At 65.5% G+C, this 24328-nt stretch carries 17 protein-coding genes; 9 read left to right on the top strand and 8 right to left on the bottom strand.

All coding sequences use genetic code 11. From position 1 onward, the window contains the following. Positions 1–8: 8 nt before the first annotated feature. Genes ACVWZ7_RS19855 through ACVWZ7_RS19845 form a run of 3 tightly spaced genes read right to left on the bottom strand, consistent with a single transcriptional unit; the run spans position 9 to position 2665 of the window. Positions 9–782 carry an amino acid ABC transporter ATP-binding protein gene (locus ACVWZ7_RS19855; protein ID WP_091252141.1) on the bottom strand — a complete coding sequence of 258 codons (774 nt, stop codon included), beginning with the start codon at positions 780–782 and terminating at the stop codon, positions 9–11. Further along, positions 782–1768, bottom strand: coding sequence for an ornithine cyclodeaminase family protein (locus tag ACVWZ7_RS19850; RefSeq protein WP_456508859.1), 987 nt, complete (start codon positions 1766–1768; stop codon positions 782–784). The genes ACVWZ7_RS19855 and ACVWZ7_RS19850 overlap by 1 nt, the downstream gene beginning before the upstream one ends. A 51-nt stretch (positions 1769–1819) precedes the next feature. Then, entirely contained in the window at positions 1820–2665 is an 846-nt protein-coding gene (locus ACVWZ7_RS19845) for a substrate-binding periplasmic protein (RefSeq protein WP_456508858.1), read from the bottom strand. Positions 2666–2914: 249 nt separating this feature from the next. Here ACVWZ7_RS19845 and ACVWZ7_RS19840 point away from each other — a divergent pair, with 249 nt between their 5' ends. From ACVWZ7_RS19840 to ACVWZ7_RS19815, 6 genes are all read left to right on the top strand, one after another. Beyond that, positions 2915–3580: a GntR family transcriptional regulator gene (locus ACVWZ7_RS19840; RefSeq protein WP_456508857.1), complete on the top strand. Its 666-nt coding sequence runs from the start codon at positions 2915–2917 to the stop codon at positions 3578–3580. Positions 3581–3773: 193 nt separating this feature from the next. Continuing rightward, positions 3774–4964 carry an NAD(P)/FAD-dependent oxidoreductase gene (locus ACVWZ7_RS19835; RefSeq protein ID WP_456508856.1) on the top strand — a complete coding sequence of 397 codons (1191 nt, stop codon included), beginning with the start codon at positions 3774–3776 and terminating at the stop codon, positions 4962–4964. Positions 4965–5041: 77 nt separating this feature from the next. Then, the gene (hglS, locus tag ACVWZ7_RS19830; protein ID WP_456508855.1) at positions 5042–6457 is read left to right on the top strand and encodes a 2-oxoadipate dioxygenase/decarboxylase; all 1416 of its coding nucleotides are present in this window, start codon (positions 5042–5044) and stop codon (positions 6455–6457) included. Positions 6458–6497: 40 nt separating this feature from the next. Beyond that, entirely contained in the window at positions 6498–8027 is a 1530-nt protein-coding gene (gene amaB / locus ACVWZ7_RS19825) for an L-piperidine-6-carboxylate dehydrogenase (protein WP_456508854.1), read from the top strand. 132 nt (positions 8028–8159) lie between these two features. After that, positions 8160–9299 (top strand): Glu/Leu/Phe/Val family dehydrogenase, encoded by a 1140-nt coding sequence (locus ACVWZ7_RS19820; protein WP_456508853.1) that lies wholly within the window; start codon positions 8160–8162, stop codon positions 9297–9299. A 44-nt stretch (positions 9300–9343) separates the two neighbouring features. After that, positions 9344–12199, top strand: coding sequence for an FAD-binding and (Fe-S)-binding domain-containing protein (locus tag ACVWZ7_RS19815; RefSeq protein ID WP_456508852.1), 2856 nt, complete (start codon positions 9344–9346; stop codon positions 12197–12199). Here ACVWZ7_RS19815 and ACVWZ7_RS19810 read toward each other — a convergent pair. Both ACVWZ7_RS19810 and ACVWZ7_RS19805 read right to left on the bottom strand, forming a co-directional pair. Further along, a complete protein-coding gene (locus ACVWZ7_RS19810; protein ID WP_456508851.1) occupies positions 12171–14090 on the bottom strand; it encodes a plasmid pRiA4b ORF-3 family protein in 1920 nt (639 codons plus the stop codon). The two genes, ACVWZ7_RS19815 and ACVWZ7_RS19810, sit on opposite strands and share 29 nt — an antisense overlap. Before the next feature lie 96 nt (positions 14091–14186). Then, positions 14187–15215: a LacI family DNA-binding transcriptional regulator gene (locus ACVWZ7_RS19805; protein WP_456508850.1), complete on the bottom strand. Its 1029-nt coding sequence runs from the start codon at positions 15213–15215 to the stop codon at positions 14187–14189. Between the two features lie 374 nt (positions 15216–15589). Between ACVWZ7_RS19805 and ACVWZ7_RS19800 the strand changes: the two genes are divergently transcribed. The 3 genes from ACVWZ7_RS19800 to ACVWZ7_RS19790 are packed head-to-tail and all read left to right on the top strand — an operon-like array spanning position 15590 to position 18618. Further along, complete coding sequence (locus ACVWZ7_RS19800; protein WP_456508849.1) at positions 15590–16792, top strand: phytanoyl-CoA dioxygenase family protein; 1203 nt, start codon at positions 15590–15592, stop codon at positions 16790–16792. A 6-nt stretch (positions 16793–16798) separates the two neighbouring features. Continuing rightward, a complete protein-coding gene (gene iolG, locus ACVWZ7_RS19795; protein WP_456508848.1) occupies positions 16799–17839 on the top strand; it encodes an inositol 2-dehydrogenase in 1041 nt (346 codons plus the stop codon). Continuing rightward, positions 17836–18618, top strand: a complete 783-nt coding sequence (locus tag ACVWZ7_RS19790) for an SDR family oxidoreductase (protein ID WP_456508847.1) — start codon at positions 17836–17838, stop codon at positions 18616–18618. The genes iolG and ACVWZ7_RS19790 overlap by 4 nt, the downstream gene beginning before the upstream one ends. Before the next feature lie 13 nt (positions 18619–18631). On the opposite strand, the gene ACVWZ7_RS19785 is transcribed toward ACVWZ7_RS19790, so the two are convergent. The 3 genes from ACVWZ7_RS19785 to ACVWZ7_RS19775 form a co-directional block, all read right to left on the bottom strand. Further along, positions 18632–19651, bottom strand: coding sequence for an LLM class flavin-dependent oxidoreductase (locus ACVWZ7_RS19785; RefSeq protein WP_456508846.1), 1020 nt, complete (start codon positions 19649–19651; stop codon positions 18632–18634). A 92-nt stretch (positions 19652–19743) separates the two neighbouring features. Beyond that, positions 19744–20424 carry a hypothetical protein gene (locus tag ACVWZ7_RS19780; protein ID WP_456508845.1) on the bottom strand — a complete coding sequence of 227 codons (681 nt, stop codon included), beginning with the start codon at positions 20422–20424 and terminating at the stop codon, positions 19744–19746. Between the two features lie 369 nt (positions 20425–20793). After that, on the bottom strand, positions 20794–24192 hold the full coding sequence (locus ACVWZ7_RS19775) for a putative Ig domain-containing protein (protein ID WP_456508844.1): 3399 nt from the start codon (positions 24190–24192) through the stop codon (positions 20794–20796). Positions 24193–24328 lie beyond the last annotated feature (136 nt).

The raw sequence follows: 24328 nt of genomic DNA, 5'->3' as shown, positions 1-24328 counted from the left end.
TCCACGGCTCAACGCTCCAGTACGGCGCGGAGGAACCGGCGCGTGCGCTCGTGCTGTGGATCCTGCAGGATTTGTCCGGGCTCGCCCTTTTCGATGATTCCGCCGTCGGCCATCACGACGAGCTCGTCGGCAACGTTTCCCGCGAACGCCATCTCATGGGTCACCACCACCATCGTCATGCCGGTGCACGCGAGCTCTTTCATAACCTCGAGCACTTCAACCCCTACTTCGGGATCCAGCGCCGAGGTCGGCTCGTCAAACAACATCACCCGCGGGCCAAGGGCCAGCGCCCGGGCAATGGCGATGCGCTGTTGCTGGCCGCCGGAACACCGCGACGGATATTGGTCGGCCTTGTCGGCCAGGCCCATGCGCTTGAGCAGCTCCATGGACTTCTCGTTGGCCTCGTCGCGGCTGCGTCCAAGAACCCGTTCCTGGGGCAAACTGATGTTCTTCAGGACCGTCATGTGCGGGAAGAGGTTGAAGTGCTGGAAGACCATGCCGGCGCTGCGGCGCAGGGCTGCCAGGTTCTTTGGGTTGGGCTTCCTGCCGGCGTTGATGCGGTGTCCATCAATCTCGATTTCGCCGCTGTCCGGCTGCTCCAGGAGATTCATGCACCGCAGGACGGTGCTCTTCCCGGCGCCGCTGGGCCCGATCATGGCCGTGACTGATCCCTCCGGCACGGACAAGGAGACGTCACGAAGCACTACGTTCGAACCGTAGGCCTTGGCAAGATTCTTCACCTGGACCACGGGTGTTCCGGTCCGGATAGTCGGTTCAATCATCAGTTGTTCCATTTCTCATAGTCAGGCCGGGTGCAGGCTTCGTAGAGGGCGGTCGCGACCGCAAGGTCCTCCCACGGCATGCCGGTGGTCTTGAAGACGGCCGGACGGTCCGCGGCAACCTCCCGGCGTTTCAAAACAAGGTCGGCCAGGGTGATCAGGTCGGCGGGCCCGGCGATGGCACCTGATTCCATGGCCTGGATGACATCGCCGGCCTCCCGCGCTGCGGAATCCCTCGACTCCACGCACACCGTGGCCTTGGCCAGCAGCGTGTCATCGAGCTCGCGGTGCTCCCTGTCATGCGACCCGATGGCCACCACGACGGCGGAATCCTTCACCATGGCGCCGTCAAAGAGGGCGGTCGGCGACGCCGTCGCGCAAATGACGAGATCGGCCTCCCGTACGGCTTCCGGACCGGCGACGGCGGCAGGCAGGCCGAGTCCTTCGGCATTTTTCACAAGCCGCTCCGCTGCTTCCGCGTTGCGGCCGACGATGTCAACGCTGTCCAGCTCAAAGAGTTCGGCAAATGCCTCGATGTGGGCCCGCGCCTGCACCCCTGTGCCGAACACGACGAGACGCTTAGGTCCGGGCGAAGCCAGGAGCTTGGCCCCCATCACCGAAACGGAGGACGTCCGCAGTTCGGTCAACGCGACGCCATCGAGCACGGCCAGCGGCCGCTGGTCGTGGCCGCCGAACAGCACGTAGAGTCCCTGGATCACCGGAGACGCGGACGCTGCGTTGCCCGGCGTGATGGTCAGGAGTTTGGTGCCGACGTACTGGCCATGGCTCGCCGGCATCTGCATGAACGTTCCGCTGCCCGTTTCCACCCGGGTCCTGGGTGCGCTCGTTTCGGGATCGAACCCGGAGGCCAGGACCGATTCCATGGCGGCCACAGCCTCGCGCGCCGTCAGTGCCGACGCGATGGCAGCGCCGTCGAGGAAGACGGGTGCCGACCGTTGAGGCCAGGTAGGGGTGGCAGGTGAATCCATGGAATCGGTTTCCTTTGCTCGCGGTGCCGGAACGGTGTAGGGGAGGCGTTCCTACTTCACCAGGCGGGGTTCACCGGTCTCGACGGCCGACTCGGGCAGGCCATACGACTTCACGATCTCCGCGATCTTGCCGCTGGACTTCATGGCTGCGATGGAGGAATCCACGGCCTTGGTCATGTCGGCGTTGTCCTTGCCGATCGGGAAACCGATCTGGGCAGGCTCCTTGGAGGCAATGACGCGGGCGTCGGCGCTGGCGCCTGCAACCTTGTATTTGGCATCGGACTTGTACATCTGGACGGCGGAGCCGAATCCGTCGATGCCGGCCTGAATGCGTCCGGCCTTGAGGTCTGCCTGCATCTCCACGGCGCTGGGGTAGATGGTCAGATTGGCGCCCATGACCTTCTTCATGTCCGGCACCCAGAGGTAGCCGTCGACGGTGCCCACCTTCATACTCTCGAGCTCCTTAATGTCCTTGACCCCGGTCTCGGAAATGATCCCCATCTCGTCGGTGTACACCGGAGCCGACAGGCTGACGATGTCGGCCCGGACGGCGGTGCGGTAGTAGCAGCCGATGGCGACGTCGGCGCGCCCGCTCTGGACCGCCGGGATGGTCCCGGCGTAGGACGTCGCCTCGACCTTGATGTCGAGGCAGTTCTTGGCGGCGAACTCCTTGATGATGTCGGCGTCGACACCGGTGAGTTTGCCGTCCTTATCGGACGAGAACGGGGGGAACTCGGGGGCGGCAACGGTCAGGAAGCCGGCGGAGATCGTCTTGAAGGTTGATGCCGGCCGGCAGCCCTTGGCAACGGAGCTCTCGGCGGTGCCGCCGCAGGCGGACAGGGAAAGCGCCAGCAGGGCAATTGATGTGCCGCCCACCAAGATTTTACGAGTGTTCATGATGATCCCCTTTGATCAGAGCTGAAGTTTGTTCGGTGTCCGACGGTTCGATGCACATCGGAGTAATTGGTGATGTATGACACACTATCGATTGTCGATTACCAATCTCCATCCATTGCCCGTGGATGTCAAGCATTAAAAATCGCCGCAGAATATGTGGAAACAAGTCGGAAATCGTCGCGACCTTTCCCGGCGGCGCACATGTTGTGTCTTAGTGTTAGCCGTGAGGACCACCGTCTGAGGAGCGAAATGCAGGAACAGCGAATTGCCGTTGCGGGAATATCCGAGCTGGGCGAAGGCCGGGTCACCCTCAAGGACGAGGCCACCTCCATAGTCCGCCACGCCCTCATGTCCGGTGACATGCAGCCGGGCAAGATCTATTCAGCCAACGCCCTGGCCACCCAGCTCGGCGTCTCCAACAGCCCTGTCCGCGAGGCCATGATGGCGCTGAGCGAAAAGGGTCTCCTTGAAGTGGTGCGGAACCGCGGCTTCCGGGTCGTGGAGATGACCCCGAAGGACCAAAAAGAGGTCTACGACCTCCGCCTGCTGATCGAGGTGACCGCAGTGGGCCGCGTTGCCGAACAAGGGGTCTCCCCTGCCGACGCCGAGCGTCTCACAGAGCTGGCAGAGGCCACGCTCGCGACGGCCAAGCCCGACAAAATGGTCGACTACCTCGAACACGATCAGCAATTCCACCTGGCCATCGTCGAACTGCTGGGCAACTCCCGAATGACGAAGATCATTGAGAACCTGCGGGACCAAAGCCGGATCAGCGGCTCCTACCACCTGGCCGAACGCGGACTGCTCGCCACCAGCGCCGCTGAACACGGGCCCATCCTGGCCGCCCTGATGGCCGGCGACCGGACGCTCGTCGAGTCCCTCATGGTCCAGCACCTCAGCTACTCGCTGCCCTAAGCGGGACGCCGACGGCGGACCTGCCGCGCACTTTCCCGCGTCCCCTGCCGTCACTGGCCGCCGGAGAATCTGTCTGAATATTTTGCTTGACGTAGATCACATCGAACCCCAAGATGGTTATATATAACCCATTACCGATAGTTGATACCCACAGAGCGGTGGGTATGCTTCCGCAACTGAGACAGGACGATCAATGTCAAATGTGGTCTCGCTCCAGCTTCCCGCCGGAATCCGGCAGCCTTCGCATGCAGAGGTCGTCATCATCGGTGGCGGCATCATGGGAACCAGCATCGCGTTCCACCTGGCCGAAGCCGGTGTACGCAACATAGTTCTCGTTGACCGGTCCGACCTGGGCGCAGGATCATCGTCCAAACCCCTTGGCGGCGTGCGGGCGACGTTCTCGGATCCGGCAAACATTGTCCTTGGCCAGCGCAGCCTGCGCGCGTTTGAGGGATTCGGGCAGCGCTTCTCCACTGACATCGGACTGCGCAAGGTAGGTTACCTGTTCCTGTGCCGCAGCGAATCCGAACTCCTGGACTGCGAGCGCAGCACCGTCATCCAAAACGGTCTTGGCAGCACCAGCCGGATGATTTCTCCCGCCGAGGCTGTGGACATCAATCCCTTCCTCCGCCAGGAAGCCCTGATCGGCGCATCGTTCTCACCGGAGGATGGTTTTGCCGAACCGGGGAAAGTGGTCCAGGCGTACGCCGACGCGGCCGCCGCGCTGGGCGTTTGCATCCTTGAGCACACGGAAGTCATGGATGTGGCCGCCTCAGGCGGAAGCATCAGTTCAGTGACCACCAACCGCGGCACCATCACCACCGATGCCGTCATCTGCTGTGCCGGCGCCTGGTCCCGGCGCGTGGGCGACATGGTCAACGTCAACCTGCCGGTTGTCCCGGTGCGGCGGCAGATCGGCATGACCCGCCAGATGAGCTCCCCCATGCCCACCGTGCCGTTCACGCTGGATCTGTCCACCACGATGTACTTCCACAACTACCGCAACGGCATGCTCCTGGGGATTTCCAACTCGAACCAGGAGCCCGGCTTCGCCCGTGACTTCACCCATGAATGGCTCCCCGAGTTCAATGCAGCGGCCCGCGTGTGCGCCCCCGCGCTGGAGGCCCCGGAGCTGGAGTGCGGATGGGCCGGTCTGTATGAGAACACGCCGGATCACAATGCGCTTATCGGAGCGTCCAGCTCAGTAGGCGGCTTCTACTATGCCACGGGATTCTCCGGCCACGGCTTCCTGCAGGGCCCTGCCGTCGGCGAACTCGTCAGGGACCTCTACCTGGACCGGGAATCCTTCATGGACCACACTTCGTTTTCCGCCGATCGTTTCCGCACGGCCGACCAGCTCATCCAGGAAGTGCACATCATCTAGCGCGGAACGCCCCGCCGAGCCGCAGCTCAAGCCGCATCCCCCGCTCCATCAGCAATGATCGTGAAAGGAACCACGCCATGACCGCCCTTGAAACCTGGGAACTTCGAGCCGAGTTCGCGCGGCGGCTCTCCGCCATGTACGGGAGGGAAGTCCCCGCCTACAACACGCTCGTGGAGGTTTCCACCGAGGTGAACGAAGCGTATGCCGCCAAGCACGGCGCCGAAGCCGAGCGGCTGGGCAGCATCGCACGCGTGACGGCGGAGCGCCACGGCGCCATCCGCGTCGGCTCCCCGAAGGAAATGGCCCAGGTTGCCCGCGTTTTTGCGGCCTTCGGGATGTACCCGGTCGGCTTCTACGACCTTCGCGATGCGTCCTCCAGTTCCGTTCCCGTGGTCTCGACGGCCTTCCGCCCGATCGACGGCGCCGAACTGGCAAAGAATCCGTTCCGTGTCTTCACCTCCATGCTGGCGGCCGAGGATCCGCGGTTCTTTGACCAAGAGCTGCGCGCCGAGCTGGCCGCATTCATCGGCGCCCGGCAGCTGTTCGGTGAGGAACTGCTCACCCTGGCGGACAAAGCCGCCGCGGACGGCGGCCTCGCGGCGGACGACGCCGACCGGCTGCTGGAGCTGGCCACCGCGGCCTTTGAACTCTCCGGCGACCCCGTCGACTATGAGTGGTACAAGAAGCTGGAAGCGGTCTCCGCCGTCGCCTCCGACATCGGGGGCGTTTCCACCACGCACATCAACCACCTCACGCCCAGGGTGCTGGACATCGATGAGCTGTACAAGCGCATGCAGGACCGCGGCATCAGCATGATCGATGAGATCCAGGGGCCGCCGCGCTGGGATGGGCCGGACCTGCTCCTGCGCCAGACGTCCTTCCGGGCACTTGGTGAAAACCGGGTGTTCCGGTACGCCGACGGGTCCACCAGCGAAGGTGAACTGCGTGTGCGCTTCGGCGAGGTCGAGGCCCGCGGGATGGCCCTGACGGTGGCGGGACGCGACCTGTACGACCGGATGGTCGCCGAGTCCGATGCCCGGCTGGCGGTGGCCCCGGCCGGCACGACGCGCGTCGAGGTCGCGGCCGGGGTCTGGGCGGAGAACCTGCCCCGCACCGAGAAGGAGCTCGCCCTGCAGGGACTGGCCTTCTTCACCTACCGCCTCGACGACGCCGCCCTGGACAGGGCCTCCCTCCGAAGTGCGCCCCTGGCCGGCACCGCTTCCCTGGCCGGTCTTGTCGAAGCCGGAATCGCCGTCCCGGAACCCATCGTCTACGAAGACTTCCTCCCCCGCTCTGCCGCCGGGATCTTCCAGTCGAACCTCACCGAGGAGGGTTCCAAGGACGAAGCCCAGCTGGGAACCAGCTACGACATCCACCGGATGTCCGAGATCGTCGGCTCCGAAGTCCACGACCCCAACGATCTCTACCAGCGGCAGCAGGACGCATCGATCGCGGCCCTGGCCCACCGCCTCAACATCACCATCACCCACTAATCAGCCCGCCAGACCAACCAACCAACCTCAGGAGATCACGATGACCGAAACTCTCACCCAAACGTCAGAACTTGCGGCGATCGTCCGCGACGCGCTGGAAGCCTGCGGCGTCAACGTTGACGCCCTCGGAGGCCCGCACGAGGCGTCCTCTCCGCTGACCGGCGAAGTCCTGATGACCCTGCCGGTCAACACACCGGCGGACATTGAGACGATGATTGGCCAGGCGCACGAGGCGTTCAAGACGTGGCGTGATGTGCCCGCGCCGCTCCGCGGCAACCTGGTCAAGCGCTGGGGCGAGCTGCTGACCGAGCACAAGGACGACCTGGCCAGGATCGTGACGGCAGAGGCCGGCAAGATCCAGTCCGAGGCACTCGGCGAAGTCCAGGAAATGATCGACATCTGCGACTTTGCGGTCGGCCTGTCCCGTCAGCTCTATGGCAAGACGATGCCCTCGGAGCGCCCCGGACACCGCCTCATGGAGACCTGGCACCCGCTGGGCGTCGTCGGCGTCATCTCCGCCTTCAACTTCCCGGTCGCCGTCTACTCCTGGAATACGGCACTGGCCCTGGTATGCGGCGACACCATCGTGTGGAAGCCCTCCGGGATGACCATGCTCAGCGCCCTGGCCGCCGATGCCCTGCTGGCCCGCGCCGTCGCCGATGTTGGCGCTCCGACAGACCTGCACAAGCTTGTTCTGGCGGACCGGTCCGGCGGCCAGGTGATCGTCGATGATCCACGGGTTGCCCTGCTCTCCGCCACCGGTTCGGTTCGGATGGGCCAGGAAATCGCCCCCCGCGTGGCCCAGCGGTTCGGCCGCGCCCTGCTTGAGCTCGGCGGAAACAACGCGGCGATCGTTGCGCCGTCGGCCGACCTGGATCTGGCCCTGCGCGGCATTGTCTTCGCCGCCGTCGGAACCGCCGGCCAGCGTTGCACGTCCATGCGCCGCCTGATCGTGCACGAATCGATCGTCGACGAACTGACCGACAAGCTTGTCAATGCCTACGCCACGCTGCGCATCGGCACCCCCCTGGACGAGGAGAACCTGATCGGGCCGCTGATCAACAAGTCCAGCTTCGATGGCATGCAGGCCGCCATCAAGGCGGCCCGGGAACAGGGCGGCACGGTGCTGTGCGGCGGCGGCCGCGTGAACGCCGACGATGAGCCCGGCGCCTACTACGTGGAGCCGGCGATCGTACGGATGCCGGCCCAGACCGCCGTCGTCAAGGACGAGACGTTTGCACCCCTGCTGTACGTCATAACGTACACGGACTTCGATGACGCCATCGCCATCCAGAACGACGTTCCCCAGGGTCTGTCCTCGGCCGTGTTCACCAACGACCAGGCCGAGGCCGAACGCTTCATGTCGGCCAGCGGTTCGGACTGCGGCATCGCCAACGTCAACATCGGCACCTCGGGGGCCGAAATCGGCGGCGCCTTCGGCGGCGAGAAGGAAACCGGCGGCGGCCGGGAGTCCGGTTCCGACTCGTGGAAGGTCTACATGCGCCAGGCCACGAACACCGTCAATTACTCGGGACAGCTGCCGCTCGCCCAGGGCGTGAAGTTCCTCTAGGCACCCCGGCGGAGACGGTGCCGGCCGGTCCGTCCGGCACCGTCTCCGCGGCCCGTCCCCCGTCAGATCACTTAGCCGCCAGCACACTTGGCCCCGGAACACTTGGCCCCAGCACAGAAGGAGTATCCCACGATGACCAGTCTGTTCGACATGATGGATGAATGGGGACCGGAAAAGATCGTCACGGTCAGCGACGCAAAAACAGGTATGAAGGGCGTGCTGGTCATCGACAACACCGCCCGCGGCATGGGCAAGGGCGGCACCCGGATGCAGCCCGGCGTCACCGTCGAGGAAATTGCCCGCCTGGCCCGGGTCATGACCTGGAAGTGGGCCGGCGTCGACCTTTTCTTCGGCGGCGCCAAAGCCGGCCTCCGCGCCGATCCCAACTCGCCCCACAAGGAAGCAATCCTTCGCTCCTTTGTCCGGGCCCTGAGCAATGAGGTCCCGTCCGAGTACGTCTTTGGCCTGGACATGGGGCTGACGGAAAACGACGCGGCCATCATCATCGACGAATTGGGCGACCGCGGCGCCGCGGTGGGCACTCCGTACGACCTCGGCGGCGTGCCCTACGACCAGCTGGGCATCACCGGCTACGGCGTCGCCGAAGTCACGGATGAGGCCGCGGCAACCATCGGCCTCCAGGGCCAGCGCGTGGCCATCCAGGGTTTCGGCGCCGTCGGGCATGCCACGGCGGCCCGGCTGCATGAGCTCGGCTACAGCGTTGTGTCGATTTCCACCGCTGAGGGCGCGCTTCACGATCCCGCCGGGCTGGACATTCCCATGCTGCTGGCCATGCGGCCGCGGCTCGGCGACGGACTGGTCAGAGAGTTCCCGGAGCTGGCTATCCCGGCAGGCACCGAGTTATTCGTCGACGCCGAAATCGCCATCCCTGCTGCCCTGCAGGATGTCCTCCATGAGGGAAACGTCGCCGGCATCTCGGCCAAGCTCGTGGTGGAGGGCGCCAACCTTCCCACTAACGCCGCGGCACAGCAGGCGCTGCGCGCGGCGTCCGTGACGGTCGTGCCCGACTTCGTCGCCAACGCAGGCGGCGTGGTCAGTGCAGCCTTCGCCATGGAGTCCCGGTATTCGCCGTTCCGTCCCGAGACGGACCAGATCTTCACCACCGTCTCCCACAAGCTCCGCGAGAACACGGCCATCGTCCTGGCAGAGGCGGAAAAACTGGATTCCACCACCCACCATGCCGCCCGCTCACTGGCCCAGAACCGTGTCCGCCGGGCCATGGAGCTGCGCGGCAAGCCCCTGCAGTACTAACCTCCCACCACGCAACGCCGCAGGGACAAGGAAGAGCACCACGCATGAACATTGACCAGATTGTCGACGAACTCACCGCAGCAATTGCGGGCATCGTCGACAGCAGCACCCGTCGGCGTGCGGAATATTCGACCGACGCCTCGAACTACCGCGTGGTGCCCCAGGTGGTGGTCATGCCCAAGACTGCCGACGACGTCGTCGAGGCGGTCAGGATTGCCCGCCGGCACGGACTCGCCGTCACCGGCCGCGGTGCCGGGACGTCGTGCGCCGGCAACGCGGTGGGGCCAGGACTGGTGCTGGACTTCAGCCGGTTCATGAACCGGATCATCAACATCGATCCGCAAAACCGGACGGCGGTGGTCCAGCCCGGCGTTGTCCTCAGTGACCTGCAGCGGGCGGCCGCCGTCCACGGGCTGCGGTTCGGGCCTGATCCGTCCACGGCCACGCGGTGCACGATCGGCGGCATGATCGGCAACAACGCGTGCGGCCCGCACGGGCTCTCGTACGGGCGGACGGCGGACAACGTGCACCGGCTGCGCTGGCTCACCGGCTCGGGACACGTGGTGGAGCTGGGCGCGGGCAAGGATGCCACGGCCCGGATCCCCGGACTCGATGAGTTCATCACGGCCAACCTGGAGGTCCTCCGGCTGGAATTCGGCCGGTTCGGCCGCCAAATCTCGGGCTACAGCCTGGAGCACCTCCTGCCGGAGAACGGCGCCAACCTGGCCGCCGCCCTGACGGGGACGGAAGGTACCTGCGGCATCATCCTGGAGGCCGAGGTCCGGCTGGTCCCGCTGGCGGCGGCCCCGGCCTTGGCCGTCCTGGGCTATCCGGACATGCCGGCCGCGGCTGATGCGGTTCCCGGGCTGCTTCCACACCGTCCGCTGGCCCTGGAGGGCCTGGACGCACAGCTGGTCGACGTGGTCCGCAACGCCAAAGGCGTGCACGCCGTCCCCACCATGCCAGCCGGCAACGGCTGGCTCATGGTGGAAGTGGGAGGAGCGACGTCGGAGGAGGCGGTGGCGGCAGCCGAACGGATGGTCCTGGATGCGGGGGCGATCGACTCGCTGATCCTTCCGGCCGGCCCGGAGGCCACGCGGTTGTGGCAGATTCGGGCCGACGGCGCCGGGCTGGCCGGCCGGACCGCCGCCGGGACCCAGGCCTGGCCGGGCTGGGAAGATTCGGCCGTCCCGCCGGAACATCTGGGCGACTACCTTCGCGATCTTGAACTGCTCATGGCCCGCGAAAACGTGTCAGGGCTGGCATACGGCCACTTTGGCGACGGCTGCGTCCACGTCAGGATCGACTTCCCGCTGGACGACGATGCCGGTGTGATGCGCCGCTTCCTGACGGCGGCGGCGGACCTCGTCGCCAAGTACGGCGGCTCGCTCTCGGGCGAACACGGCGACGGCCGGGCACGCGGCGAACTGCTGAAAACCATGTATTCGCCCCGGGCCCTGGCCGCGATGGCCGGGTTCAAAGCCCTCTTCGATCTCCAGGACATCTTCAACCCCGGCGTCATCATCAATCCGGACCCGTTCGACGCGCACCTGCGCCGCCCGCACGCCGGCAACCTGCTGGCATCGGACGGTTTTGCGTTTGCGCACGACGCCGGCAACATCACCAACGCCGTGCACCGCTGCGTTGGCGTCGGCAAATGCCGGGCCGATCTCCGCGAGGAGGGCGGGTTCATGTGTCCGTCCTACCTCGCCACCAAGGATGAAAAGGACACCACCAGGGGCCGGGCCCGCGTCCTGCAGGAAATGCTCAACGGCGGCGTAGTGGACATGTCCTGGAAGTCCCCGGAAGTCCATGAGGCCCTCGATCTGTGCCTGAGCTGCAAGGCTTGCGCCAGCGACTGCCCCACCGGCATCGACATGGCCATGTACAAGTCGGAGGCACTGCACCAGAGCTACAAAGGCCGGCTGCGTCCGCTCAGCCATTACACGCTCGGCCGGTTGCCCGCCTGGCTGGGACTGATCGGGCCCCTCGGCCCCCTGGTCAACAAAGTTGCCTCCGTCGGGATCCTCCGCCGGACCATGCTGCGGCTCGCCGGGGCGGATCCCCGCCGGTCCCTGCCGACGTTCCCCAGGGCGCCGTTCCGTGCCCTGGCGGGGGCAGGCAGCCCGACAGGGCACGCGGCGTCCTCCGCCCACAAGGTCCTACTCTGGGTTGATTCGTTCTCGGACGCGCTGAGCCCCGAGGTCCCCCTCGCCGCGATCAAGGTTCTGCAGGCCGCGGGCTGTGACATTGAAATTGCGGGCCCCGGCGCGTGCTGCGGATTAACGCTGATCTCAACAGGACAGCTGACCGCGGCCAAGGCAGCCCTCAGGAAGACCCTGGACGTCCTGCACCCGCATGTAGCCGACGGCCGGACCGTGATCGGACTCGAACCGTCCTGCACGGCAGTCCTCCGCTCGGACCTGCTCGAACTGCTGCCCGACGACGACCGCGCCCGGCAGGTGTCCGCCCGGACCCGGACCGTCGCGGAATTCCTCACATCCATCAACTGGCAGCCGCCCGCCAGCGGCGAACTGGTCCTTGCCCAACCCCACTGCCATCACAACGCCGTCATGGGGTACCAGAAGGATCTGGAGCTGCTGACGTCCATGGGCTGCGACGTGGACGTCTCCAACGGATGTTGCGGCCTCGCCGGCAATTTCGGCATGGAAAAAGGCCACTATGAAATCTCAGTGGCCATTGCCGAACAGGGAATTCTGGGCAAGATCGCGGCTACCCCGGACCGGGGCATCCTCGCCGACGGGTTCTCCTGCCGGACCCAAGTGGCCGATCTCGCCGGCCGCGGCTCCCGGCACATCGTCCAGATCATCGCGGAGGCGCTGGACAGCTCCGCGGCACCGGAGCCAGTTGTCAGAAGAGGTCTGCCAGGTTCTCGTTGAGCTCGTCGATATCGAAGGCTCTGGGATCCAGGATCTCGCCCGGCACCATTCCCAGCCACTCCCGGTACTCCCTATTATCTTCGTGGCCTGGATCGTTGACGGCCTGGACAATGTTCGCCCATCCCCGCGTGCCGCCGCTGTCCTCCGCCGGCGCGGCACCGCGCCCCGCGGTGCACCGCGGGAGCTGCCCGCCGTCGTCGTCGGACGTCAGAACTTTCTCCAGCTTGATGCCGTGCACCCAGTTATCGCCGAAGTCATACGTGTAGGTCAGGGTGCTGCCCACGGCCGGGAGCAGGTCGCCGACCGTGACCGACGATTCGTCGAGGGAAGCGTCACCGTAGAATTCACCCTCGTCGTTCAACGGCGCGTAGGCGGGGCCACGGAAGCCCCCGGTCCGGAACTCATGCAGATGGTAGTCGAACCAGCCGAATAGGGATTGGATCACCTGGTGCAGCTGCGGAAGCGGCATGCCCGCTGGAACCAGAACCCGCCGCCAAATGGGCGGCCTCGAATCGTTGAGCGTGATTTTCAGCTGCAAAACCGGGGCGCCGACCTGCGGTGCCGCCGTCACTGCTGTCAGAGGCACCGCAGTCTCCGGAACTGCCGTCTCCGGACCTCCCCAGCGCAAGAACTTGTCATCATCCGAATCGTCCGGGTCTTCCTCGAGGCCCAGTTCTGCCAGCAGCCGGTCGTCGTCGAAAACGTCCGCCACGCAGCCAATGAGCGCCGCCGGCACCCGGAAATGGGTGTCGATAGTGAGCAGCCCCAGCTCGGAGAGCCCTTCCAGGCGCCCCACGGCCATGCTGGTCAAAAGCTCGGTCATTGACTTTTCCGCCGCTGGCGCGTGGTGCGGGGCGGCGAGCACGCGCTCCATCGACGGCGGATCCGCCGTCGTGGCCGCGATCAGAATCGACGTCTGGATTCCGGCGAGGATCCTTTCCCAAGGCTGTTCGGGGTCGAACCCGAGCACAGCCTCGCGCAGGAAACACAGCGCGAAAAGGGAGAACTCGTCCAGCCGTTCCGAGTCGCTGCCCGTCAGGAAAGCGGCCGAGTCCGGAAACGGCACAGCCTTTGTCGACTTGATCTGAATCAGTTCGGCGGCTTCGAGGGCGTTCCACATCTGTGCTAGAAGCGGCACCTCGTACATGCTCCGGACCGTGGGCACGGGCTCCGAGGATACGGCAGTGCCCGGCAGCGGTGCACTCGTCTGCTTGGCCCCGCCCTTGACGGCGACGCCGACGCAGGCAGCCGCCGCTTCGATATCGCGCAGACGGAGCGCTCCGGTGGCCGTGACGGGCCGCCCGTCGCCGATCCACCGCAGCAGTGCCGTCGCCCGTCGGATCAGCGGGAGCTCAGACAAAGCCTTCAGGGCCTCTTCTTCGGGGATGTACGGCACATCGATGACACCGGGTTCGTCGTCGTCATCCGCGATGAGGTCCAGGAAATCCACGACGCCTGCCAGCTGCTCTGCTGAGCCGCTCCACTGGCCCGTTTCGGCAAGGAAATCAACATAGACGTGGAACGCGCCAACGATGAAACCGGCGTTCTCAAGGTCCGTCATCCCGTCGGCAGGAGCGTCGCTCAGGGCAACGACTTCGTCGGAGATCGCGGCCGCAAGGGGAACCGGCTCGAATCCGGTCACCTCTGCCGCGGCCGTGCTGTCCATATAGCGGCCGAGGACGTTCTCGACCTGCTTCAAGCACCCCAACGCCAGAGCGGCGGCACCCGGCGAGCCGTCGTCGAACCACTGCACGAACGCCGGCGTAAGCGCGTCCAGTGCACGGCCAACGCGGAACGTGCTCAGGGAAACGGATCCAGGCACCTGGGAGCCTGCGCCGTTCTTCCCCCCGGAGCCGTTGCCCTTGTGCCGATTCCTGCCGCTCTTGCTCATGGTGCCCCTGCCTGATGGCGAACGTGCCGTTACGACGACGGTACTAACCCTTAGCGCAGCATGCCAATTTGTGCGAGCTAATGCGAGCCGGTTGCCTCAGAATCCCGATGGAATGTTGAAGGGAGTGATGATGTCAATCTTGGAGGGTTCGCCGCCGGCATCACTGTCGGCCAGGGCCCCGTGGGCCTGCATGATGATGCGGCAGCATCTCTGGATGTCCTGCTTGAGATCATGGTGCAGCACGGCACTGATTTTCCCCTCGCGGAGCAAAGCCATATTGTCCGGGACCAGGTCGTGGCCGATGAACACGTCAGGGCGGCGGCCGGCGGCATCGAAGGCTTCGCTGATGCCGGCGTTGCCGCCGCCGATCGAGTAGACGGCGCGAAGGTCGCGGTGTGCCGCCAGGGCATCGCCCATCAGGAGCCGGGTGGTCCGGTCCAGCCCGTCGCTGCCGGGCAGATACAGGACGTCCCGTCCGGGGTCCATGGCCCGCATGGCCGCCCGGAAACCCATTTCCCGTTCCTCCTCGCCGCGAAAGAAATCGTTGCTGACCGTCACGGCAACTGTTCCGGGTGCGGTTCCCATCCACTGGTGGATCAGGTAGGCGGCTGTAGCCCCCGCCGATCTGTTGTCCATGCCGACGTAGGCGGCACGGTGACTGGCCGGCAGGTCGGTGACCAGGGTAACAACCGGGATCCCCACCTGGGCCAGCCGGTCCACGGCGGCCGTGATTGAGGCCACGTCCGGGGCTTTGAGGATGACGCCGTGGCTTCCCCGTTTGGCGATCGTGTCCAATTCCGCCACACATTCATCGGCGCTCCACTGCTCGTGCAGATGGAAACGGGCCCGGAACACTGCCGGCCGCATGAGCGGCAGGACAGATTCCAGCGCGTGTTTCACCGACGACGTGAACCGTGCGGGAGCGTCGGCGACGACGTCCACCATGAATCTGCGTCCGGTGAGCTCCAGCTGGATTCGCTGGGCCTCCAGGTCCTTGATCGCCTGGCGCACCTGCCCCACGGTGCTCTGCCGTACGCCCGGGCGGTCATGGAGGACACGGTCCACCGTCGCGTCACTTACCCCTGCCTGGCGTGCGATTTCCCTGACCGAAAACGGATGGGTCATGAGAGTCCTTCCACAACACGCCCTGATGTCTTTTTGATGTATTTGGGTGTGGAAACGACTCTGCCATGAGCTCATGCTGGAAGGCAAGAGACCACCAATGAAAGGAGCCTCCCATGAGCGAGACCGAGCCCAGAGAGGGCCGTCACGCCTGTTCAGCATGCGGTGTGTGCGAGCGAACAAGTGCCGTGTCTTTTGTGACCATCAGCAGGCAGCCGCAGCCGGCCGTAGCCGAGGACACATCCGGGCAATGCGGGGGCGCCGAATGATGGTTTTTTGATGGATTTTGGCCTTGTGACGCTCCGGCCGGATGAACGAAGCTGGGAACCACAAGAACCAACATCAACGCAAGATCGACGTTTCAAGGAGGAAACACCATGACCACCGCCGCTAAGACACACACCCTGGGCGCTAACGGCCCGCAGTGGTTCGACGAGGGCATCTGCAAACTCGACGACTTCATCGCCCTCGTCAGCCAGGAAACCCGGCTCGAGGACTACGCGTATGCTGACGCCGTCGAACGCAACGTCCTGATCTACGGAAACCGCCTCCGCAACTACGTGGACACTCCGGAAGAACGGGCCGATGTCCAGGCCGAACTCATCCGCGCCCTAAGCACCGGCCCCGGCATTGTGGTCTTCAAGGGCGCCTTCGGCGACACCGCCATCGTCGACCGCGCCACCGCATCCTTCAATACGATCATCGCCGAACAGAAGGCCTCGGGCGCCGCGGCCGGAGACCACTTCGCCAAGCCCGGCGCCAACGACCGCATCTGGGGGGCACTGGACAAATTCGCCGTCCGGGAACCCGAAGTGTTCGCCGACTACTACTCCAACGACATCCTGGCCCTCATTTCCGAGGCCTGGCTGGGCCCCAACTATCAAGTCACCTCGCAGGTCAACGTTGTCAACCCCGGCGGGGCCGCCCAGACCGCCCACCGCGACTACCATCTCGGCTTCATGTCCGCGACGCAGGCCTCGCGCTTCCCCGCCCACGTCCACCTGCTCTCCCCCGCACTGACCCTGCAGGGAGCGGTGGCACACTGCGACATGCCCATGGAATCAGGGCCTACTCTTTACCTTCCGCACTCCCATAAGTACGACGCCGGCTACCTCGCCTTCCACAAGCCGGAGTTCACCCGCTACTTCGAGGACAATTACGTCCAGCTGCCGTTGGAAAAGGGGGACGCGGTCTTCTTTAATCCGGCTCTGTTCCACGGCGCGGGTCACAACACGTCCTCGGACATTCGGCGCATGGCCAACCTGCTGCAGGTCTCGTCCGCGTTCGGCCGTGCCATGGAGTCGGTGGACCGCGCCGTTATGTCAAAGGCCCTGTACCCGACGCTGCGGCAGCTAAAGGCCGACGGCGCTAGCGAGAGGTTCCTGCGCAATGTCATCGCCGCGTCCGCCGAGGGCTACGGCTTCCCCACCAACCTGGACCGGGACCAGCCTGTCGGCGGAATCGCGCCCGAATCGCAGGCCGAGCTGATCTGGCGCAGCCTGCAGGAAGACGCCACCGAGGAAGACGTCGCCCGCGATCTCGAAGCGGCCAGCCGTCGCCGCCTCACCGACGGTCAGTAGGCGATCGTGACCTCACGGAACACATTGAACATCGCGTTGTGTGGATCCGGCCGGATCGGCCGGGTCCACGCCGCGAACATCGCCGCCCACCCCGGCGTGAACCTGGCGTGGGTGGCCGATCCCGTGATCAGCAGCGCCAGCGAGGTCGCCGCCCTGTATGGCGCCCGGGCTACCGGCTCCACCGACGACGTCTTCGCCGATACGTCCCTGGATGCCGTCGTCGTCTGTTCGCCTACGCCGACGCACATCGACCTCATCCGGGCTGCCGTCGGGCGGGGTGTTGCGGTGCTGTGTGAAAAGCCGATCGATCTGGACATTGGCCGGGTGCGGAGCTGCCTGGCGGACCTGGCCGGCAGCACCGCCGCGGTGATGATGGGGTTCAACCGGCGCTTCGATCCGACCTTCGCAGCTATCCGCCAACGGGTCCAGGCGGGGGAAATCGGGCGGCTCGAGCAGCTGACCATCACGAGCCGGGACCCCGCACCCCCGCCCGCCTCCTATATCGCCGCGTCCGGCGGGATCTTCCGGGACATGAGCATCCATGACCTGGACATGGCCCGGTTCTTCATCCCTGACGTCGTCGAGGTCACCGCGCACGGCGCGAACGTCTCCTCCGACTACATCGCCGAGGCAGGAGACTTCGACTCCGCCGCCATCACCCTGCGCGGCCGGAACGGGGAACTAGTCAGCATCACGAACTCCCGGCACAGCGCCTACGGCTACGATCAGCGGCTGGAAGCCTTCGGCAGCCAGGGCATGCTGCGCGCGGACAACATTTCACCCACCACGGTCCGCAGCTTCGGCACACTGGCCGTGGAAGGGGCCGACCCGTATGAGCCGTTCTTCCTCGAGCGCTACGCCGCGGCCTACCGCCGTGAGCTGGACGCCTTTGTCGACGCCATCCACACCGGAATCCCCTGTTCGCCGGGGTTTGAGGATGGCATGGCCGCCCTCATCCTTGCCGACGCCGCAGCCGAGTCGGCCGCAACGGGCAAAACCATCGCTATCGAAAAGGTCATTACTCACGAAGGAGCCCTACGAAAGTGACAGGACTACTCAAGGACACCATCGTTCTGGTCAGCGGGGGCACTCACGGCCTCGGCGCCGGCATCGCGCGGCAGGCCGCCGTGGAGGGCGCCGCCGGCATCGCCGTCACGGGACGTTCCGTCGACGCCGGCGAGAAGGTCGCCGCAGAGCTAACCGAGCTCGGCGTGCCCGCCGTCTTCCTGCCGGCGGATCTCGCCAACACCGGGCAGGCCACCAGCACCGTGACCAGGACGATCGACCGCTTCGGCCGGCTCGACGCTGTCGTCAACGCCGCCGGTCTGACCACCCGCGGCAGCATGACCGACACCACGCCGGAGCTGTTCGACCAGCACATCGCGGTGAACCTGAAGGCGCCCTTCTTCATCATGTCCGAGGCCATCAAGCACCTGAAGGATCGCGGCGCGGGCGGCAACATCGTCAACATCATCACGATGTCCGAGCACGCCGGCCAGCCGTACCTGGCACCCTATGTCGCATCGAAGGCCGGCCTGGCCGGGCTGACCCGCAACGCCGCGCATGCCCACCGCTGGGACAAAATCAGGATCAACGGCGTCAACATCGGCTGGACCGCGACCGAAGGGGAAGACGCGATCCAACGCCGGTTCCACGGAGCCGGCGATGACTGGCTCGACAAGGCCAACGCGTCTGTCCCCATGGGAAAGCTCGGTCAGATCGACGAAATCGCCGAGTTCGTGGTCTTCCTGCTCTCCTCACGGAGCGGGGTGGTCACCGGATCCGTGATCGACTGGGACCAGAACGTGATCGGCGGCTCGGACTGAGTCGGGGACGGCGTCAATCCCATCCCAGGGACGGGCGGAGATGGCGGGAAATCGACTCGAGCAGCCGGACGTTGAAGTCCACGCCAAGCTGGTTGGGGACGGTGACGAGCACGGTGTCCGCCGCGGCCACGGCCGCGTCCCGGGCCAGCTGGTCAATGAGGCGGTCGGGTTCGCCGATGTAGCTTCGCCCGAAGCGGGCCAGGCCGCCGTCGAGGTAGCCCACCTGGTCCCGGGCATCGGCCTGGGCGCGCAGCCCGAAGTACCGCTGCGATTCGTCATCGATCAGCGGAATGATGCTGCGCGAGACGGACACCCGGGGCGTGTGCGCATGGCCGGCCGTAGCCCAGGCCTCCCGGAATCCGGCGATCTGCTCGGCCTGCAACTGGTCGAAAGGAACCCCGGTGTCCTCGGTCAGCAGGGTTGAGGACATGAGGTTCATTCCCTGCTGCCCCGCCCACCGGGCGCTGGCCCGGTTTCCGGCACCCCACCAGATCCGCTCGGGCAGTGTTGGTGACAACGGCTGAACCGGGACCAGCCCGCTGTGCCCGCTGAGCTGCGGATTGGCCCGGGCCACGCCTAAGCCGGCAATGGCGGCACGGAACCGCTCGGTGTGCCGGCGGGCCATGTCGGCGTCGGACTCGCCCTCGGCGGGGAGGTGCCCGAAGGCCTCGTAGCCGGCTAACACAGTCTCGGGCGAACCACGGCTGACCCCCAGCTGCAGGCGGCCGCCGCTGATGAGGTCGACGGCGCCAGCCTCCTCAGCCATGTAGAGCGGGTTTTCATAGCGCATGTCAATGACACCCGTGCCGATCTCGATGCGGGAGGTGCGCGCTGCAATCGCGGCGAGCAGCGGGAACGGCGAGGCCTGCTGCTCGGCAAAGTGATGGACACGGAAGAACGCGCCGTCGACGCCGACTTCTTCCGCGGCCACGGCCAGCTCAATCGCTTGGAGAAGGGCGTCCCGGGCCGAACGCACGCGCGAACCGGGGACGTCGCCCCAGTGCCCGAAGGAGAGAAAACCGATCCGTTTCATCAGAACACACACTGTCATGAGGACTCGGACTTTCGGAAGTGCACCTGCCACAGTTCCACTCCCCCGGCTTGCCTGGAAGTGTCGGTGCCCTCTTATGGCGTGACTGTCAGGGTGTACGTCGAATTGATCGTTTGGCCATTGAGTGTCCCCGTGAAATTCAGCGTATGAGTGCCCGGAAGCACATTCTTGATCAGCGCGTAGTGGCCGGCATCAGCCCCCATGTTGTAGTAGCCAGCGAACGTCGGGTCGCGGAAGACGTTGTCAGCGGGCAGGGTGACGTTAAAGATGGGTGATTCTTCATACTTCACGACGCCCGGGGGTACGGCTGTTCCGTCGAAGGTCGCCGTCAGATTGCTTGCCCCGGCCTGGACGCCGGCCAGCGCGACCTGCGCCCGGACGTAGGCGGGGGTCTTATGGGCAGACTGAGGCTCTATATCGAAGGCGTTCGCGAGCGGAAAGAACAGGTCCTTGTGGGCCGGAATGGTGCAGCTGCGGGTGACGCTTCCACCGGTGCTAAAGAGTCCGGCGAGGAACCACGTGGGGCCGGACTGCTGGTTGGAGCACTGCGAGCCGGTGGTGTCGAGCAGCGGATTCGAGGCCGCCGGCTGGCTCAGTGCCCAGGTCCACCACTTCGCCGCAAGAGGACTGTAAGCGTTGGCCACCGACGGCGCAGCGGCTCCCGCCGGCGTGGCCACGGACGAGGCTGACGCTGCCAGCGGAGCTGCCATCAACAATATGGAGGCGCTAATGAATGCGATGATTGCCCTTTTCACCTTTGATCCTCTGTTCAAGCGGAAGACAACGAAGCCGCCTCAGGGTGCGCTCCCGGCGCCCACATTCTTCTCCCCGGAAGGCAGTCCCGGGGCTGCGGCAGCATCAGGGTCAGGCTCCGCGATGGTGGAACGTGAATTTCATCGGTGGCATACCGACCGGAACTGTCGAATAAGACCGGCTGCCGTGAAATTTCGGGACAACGCCCTGACTGCGGCGTGGCGACATGCCGCCAATCGGCCGGGTCTACCGGCACAGCGGTCCGAGCCTAACCGAGCCGAAGGTGCCAGCCCAAGAGTAGTGGCTACCTGCCTCATGAGTGCTGACTACCTGTTCGGGCGCGCGCCCCAACTTGTAGAGCCGGATGCTGCTTAGGGGGCGGCGCGGATTTCGATGACCGCGAGGTTCCAGCGATCGGTGGTGGGGGCGGTGTCGTTGATGGCGACGACGGTGCCGCTGGTGGCGGTCAGCCCGGTTTGGCGCTGCACCCAGTAGGTGTCGCCGGCCGGCGGGAAGTACTGGTCAACCAGGGTCTGGGCCGGCCCGACGGTCCGGGCCCGCGCTGCGTCCCAGTCGGTTCCGACGCCCCAGACCCATGACCCGGCACCGGTGGTGGTCACGCTGGCACTCGGTGCTCCGGAGGCGGCGCCGGCCCCGGCCGTGGCGCCATTGGCGGTGTCGGCATTGTTGAACGCCACGACGGTCATGGCTGACTGCCACGAGCCCGAGTTCTGGGTGGCGGTAATGGTGACATTGGTCAGCGGGGCCGGTGAGGCGGCCTGCCATATTTCGGCCGTGCCGGCCTGGGCGTTGGCGCGCCGGCGCAGCGTCCAGGTCAGGCCGCCCCCGCTGACCGATCTGATGGATTCGGTGCCGCCACCGCTGGGCCCGTCGGAGCTGATGAAGGCAAGGATGAGCTGGTTGCTTCCGGTGGTCGTGAGGCCGGCGGCGCTGACGGTAGCGGCGCTGGTGCCCTGATGGGCGGTCACGAGCTTGTCGACGGTGATGGTCCGGACGCCGGCGGCGGTGGCCGTGGCGGTGTTCGAGGGAGCACTGACATTGCCGGCCCCGTCCTGTGCCGTCACGGTGTAGCTGTAGGTCGTGCCGGCGACAACCGATCCATCGACGAAGGACGTGCCGGTAGCGGTGCCGATCGCGGCCCCGTTGCGGGAGATGTTGTAGCGGGTGACGCCGACGTTGTCGGTGCTGGCACTCCAGGCCAAAGAGATCTGGCCGGTACCGGCCACGGCGGAGAGATTCGTGGGGGCCGTTGGGGCTGTCGTATCCGGGTTCACGGTAATCGTGATGGACGGGGTGACCGCGTCGGGGCTGACCCCGTTCGTGGCGGTAACCGTGAAGGTTGCCGGACCAGCCGCCGTCGGGGTGCCGGAAAGGACCCCGGTGGTGGTGTTCAGGCTCAACCCGGCCGGCAGGGCACCGGAAGACACCCGAAACGTCGGCGCCGGATTACCCGAAGCGGCAAAGGCATACGAGTAGGCAGTGCCGACCGTGGCAGTAGTCGGCGGCGTGGACGCGGTAAACACCGGGGCCGTCTGGGCGGTGTTCACGGTAATCGTGATGGACGGGGTGACCGCGTCGGGGCTGACCCCGTTCGTCGCGGTGACCGTGAAGGTTGCCGGACCAGCCGCCGTCGGGGTGCCGGAAAGGACCCCGGTCGTGGCGTTCAGGCTCAACCCGGCCGGCAGGGCACCGGAAGACACCCCGAACGTCGGCGCCGGATTACCCGAAGCGGCAAAGGCATATGTGTAGGCAGTGCCGACCGTGGCAGCAGCCGGAGGCGTGGACGCCGTGAACACAGGCGGTGCCGGTGCTGGGTTCACGTGGATCGCGATGGGTGGGGTGACGGCGTCGGGGCTGACCCCGTTCGTCGCGGTGACCGTGAACGTTGCACTGAACGGGGCAGCGAGTGCCGCTGCCCCTAACGTGTTGGCGTTGCGCGGGAGCCCGTAAGCATCCTGGATCAGGCCAAGAATGCTGTAGTGATTGATCGTCTGCGTGTAGTTGCCGGGGATGACGTTGGCCCCGTTGAAGAACGTGGCGATTTTGTTCGTGCTTACAGATGAATCGTTTTCATCCCAAGTGGTGATCAGCAGTGAGTTGTGCGTTTTGGCCCATTGCAGGTATGTGTCCATGTGGTTCATTGCCCACGTGTCACCGGTGCCGACGGAGCAATCGTGCATGCTGTTGCAACTGTCGGGGACGACAAAGGACACAGTCGGTAGCGTTGTGAAGTCAGTCGGCCATGCGCTGTAATCGAGGCGTTCCGATGACGGGATGGATGCCCAGTTGTTCCATGGTGAGTGATAAGCGAGGTAGTTCGTTCGCGAGGTCTGGCCTTCGGCGAATCCCGTGAATGTTCTGCCTGCTGCTTTTAGCTGGCCCTCAAGCATCGTAGTTGTGAAGCTATGCGGGTAGCTGTCATCTGTGATCCCCTGCGTGGAGCCTGAAAACAACGCGAGATAGTTCGGCTGCGAAGGGTGGCTTTCCGCGAACGTCTGCGTCATGTTCGCGCCCGATGTGGCGAGGGAGTTCAGGTAGGGCGCGCTGGAGTTGCCGATAATGGACGTGTCCTTTTGGTTCTCGTCAATCAGGATGACGATGTGGTCCCATGTAGCGACAGTGGTGGGGGTCCCGGAAAGAACCCCGGTAGTGCTGTTCAGGCTCAACCCGGCCGGCAGGGCACCGGACGACACCCGGAACGTCGGCGCCGGGTTACCCGACGCGGCAAAGGTATACGAGTAGGCAGCGCCGACCGTGGCAGTAGTCGGCGGCGTGGACGCGGTGAAGACCGGGGCCGCCTGGGCGGTGCTCGCCGTGATCGTGATCGACGGGGTGACCGCGTCGGGACTGACGCCGTTCGTCGCGGTGACCGTGAAGGTTGCCGGACCAGCCGCCGTCGGGGTCCCGGAAAGAACCCCGGTAGTGGTGTTCAGGCTCAACCCGGCCGGCAGGGCACCGGACGACACCCGGAACGTCGGCGCCGGATTACCCGATGCCGCGAACGTGTACGAGTAGGCAGTGCCGACCGTGGCAGCGCCCGGAGGCGTGGACGCCGTGAACACCGGGGCCGCCTGGGCGCCGCTCTTGACGATGACGTCGTCGACGTAGCTGTCGCCCATCTGGCTTGTGTGTTCGGATCCGAGCTGCACGGTCGACAAGGTGGTGAATCCGGTGCTGACCTGGTTACTGGAATAGACGAGGACGCTGTCAAACCACACCTGTATCGTTGTCGCGCTTGTATTGGGGACGATCTGCATGACGACGTGGTGCCAGGAGCTGAGAGGGATGCTGGAGGACAGCAAGCGTGTGTAGACGAAAGCGCCGGTAGGTGAGGTCACACGCAGCCAGAGCTGGCCATTGCTGTTGTAGCGGTATACGTCTGCGATCCGCGTGGTTCCGGAGAAGAACCGGAAATAGGGTACGTCACTGCCGGTCAGGCCGGCCGTGGTGATGTTGAACCAGCCGTCTGCGTAGGCGGAAGGGGTTCCTGCCGGCAAGGGGGCAGTGAGGTATGCGAGCGAGCCGGCGTCGGAGGTTACGTGGAGGTAGGCGGCGCAGCCGCCTGTGTGTGCCAAAGCTGAGGAGACTGTGGCGGTTCCGGTTCCGGCGGTTTGAACGATGAACGGGGCGAGGGTAGCTGATTCGAAGTTGTCGGCCACGACGGTGGCACCAGGGTACGGGTCGGTCGGTGCCGGCGTGGTGGGCTGGCAGCTTGGGGTGGCTGCTGCGGCGATATCTGCGGTGGGCATGCCCGTTCCCAGCAGTGGCGCCAGAAGCAGTCCGATAAGGCCCAGCCTTGCTAAGAACCGCATCAAGTCCCCCTGCATTGATAACGCCTGTTACGGCTGGCACCCGCTTGCCGCATTGGCCGAAATGACGGCTAAG

The organism is Arthrobacter sp. TE12232 (assembly GCF_054062615.1).
The sequence above is the reverse complement of the archived record's forward strand: the minus strand, read 5'-3'. Positions and strand labels throughout refer to the sequence as shown.

Coding starts and splice junctions, on each gene's coding strand:
- ACVWZ7_RS19850 (WP_456508859.1), bottom strand. CDS start 1,768: ATGGATTCACCTGCCACCCCTACCTGGCCTCAACGGTCGGCACCCGTC.
- ACVWZ7_RS19775 (WP_456508844.1), bottom strand. CDS start 24,192: ATGCCCACCGCAGATATCGCCGCAGCAGCCACCCCAAGCTGCCAGCCC.
- ACVWZ7_RS19815 (WP_456508852.1), top strand. CDS start 9,344: ATGAACATTGACCAGATTGTCGACGAACTCACCGCAGCAATTGCGGGC.
- ACVWZ7_RS19845 (WP_456508858.1), bottom strand. CDS start 2,665: ATGAACACTCGTAAAATCTTGGTGGGCGGCACATCAATTGCCCTGCTG.
- ACVWZ7_RS19855 (WP_091252141.1), bottom strand. CDS start 782: ATGATTGAACCGACTATCCGGACCGGAACACCCGTGGTCCAGGTGAAG.
- ACVWZ7_RS19800 (WP_456508849.1), top strand. CDS start 15,590: ATGACCACCGCCGCTAAGACACACACCCTGGGCGCTAACGGCCCGCAG.
- ACVWZ7_RS19785 (WP_456508846.1), bottom strand. CDS start 19,651: ATGAAACGGATCGGTTTTCTCTCCTTCGGGCACTGGGGCGACGTCCCC.
- ACVWZ7_RS19810 (WP_456508851.1), bottom strand. CDS start 14,090: ATGAGCAAGAGCGGCAGGAATCGGCACAAGGGCAACGGCTCCGGGGGG.
- amaB (WP_456508854.1), top strand. CDS start 6,498: ATGACCGAAACTCTCACCCAAACGTCAGAACTTGCGGCGATCGTCCGC.
- ACVWZ7_RS19805 (WP_456508850.1), bottom strand. CDS start 15,215: ATGACCCATCCGTTTTCGGTCAGGGAAATCGCACGCCAGGCAGGGGTA.
- hglS (WP_456508855.1), top strand. CDS start 5,042: ATGACCGCCCTTGAAACCTGGGAACTTCGAGCCGAGTTCGCGCGGCGG.
- ACVWZ7_RS19840 (WP_456508857.1), top strand. CDS start 2,915: ATGCAGGAACAGCGAATTGCCGTTGCGGGAATATCCGAGCTGGGCGAA.
- ACVWZ7_RS19835 (WP_456508856.1), top strand. CDS start 3,774: ATGTCAAATGTGGTCTCGCTCCAGCTTCCCGCCGGAATCCGGCAGCCT.
- ACVWZ7_RS19820 (WP_456508853.1), top strand. CDS start 8,160: ATGACCAGTCTGTTCGACATGATGGATGAATGGGGACCGGAAAAGATC.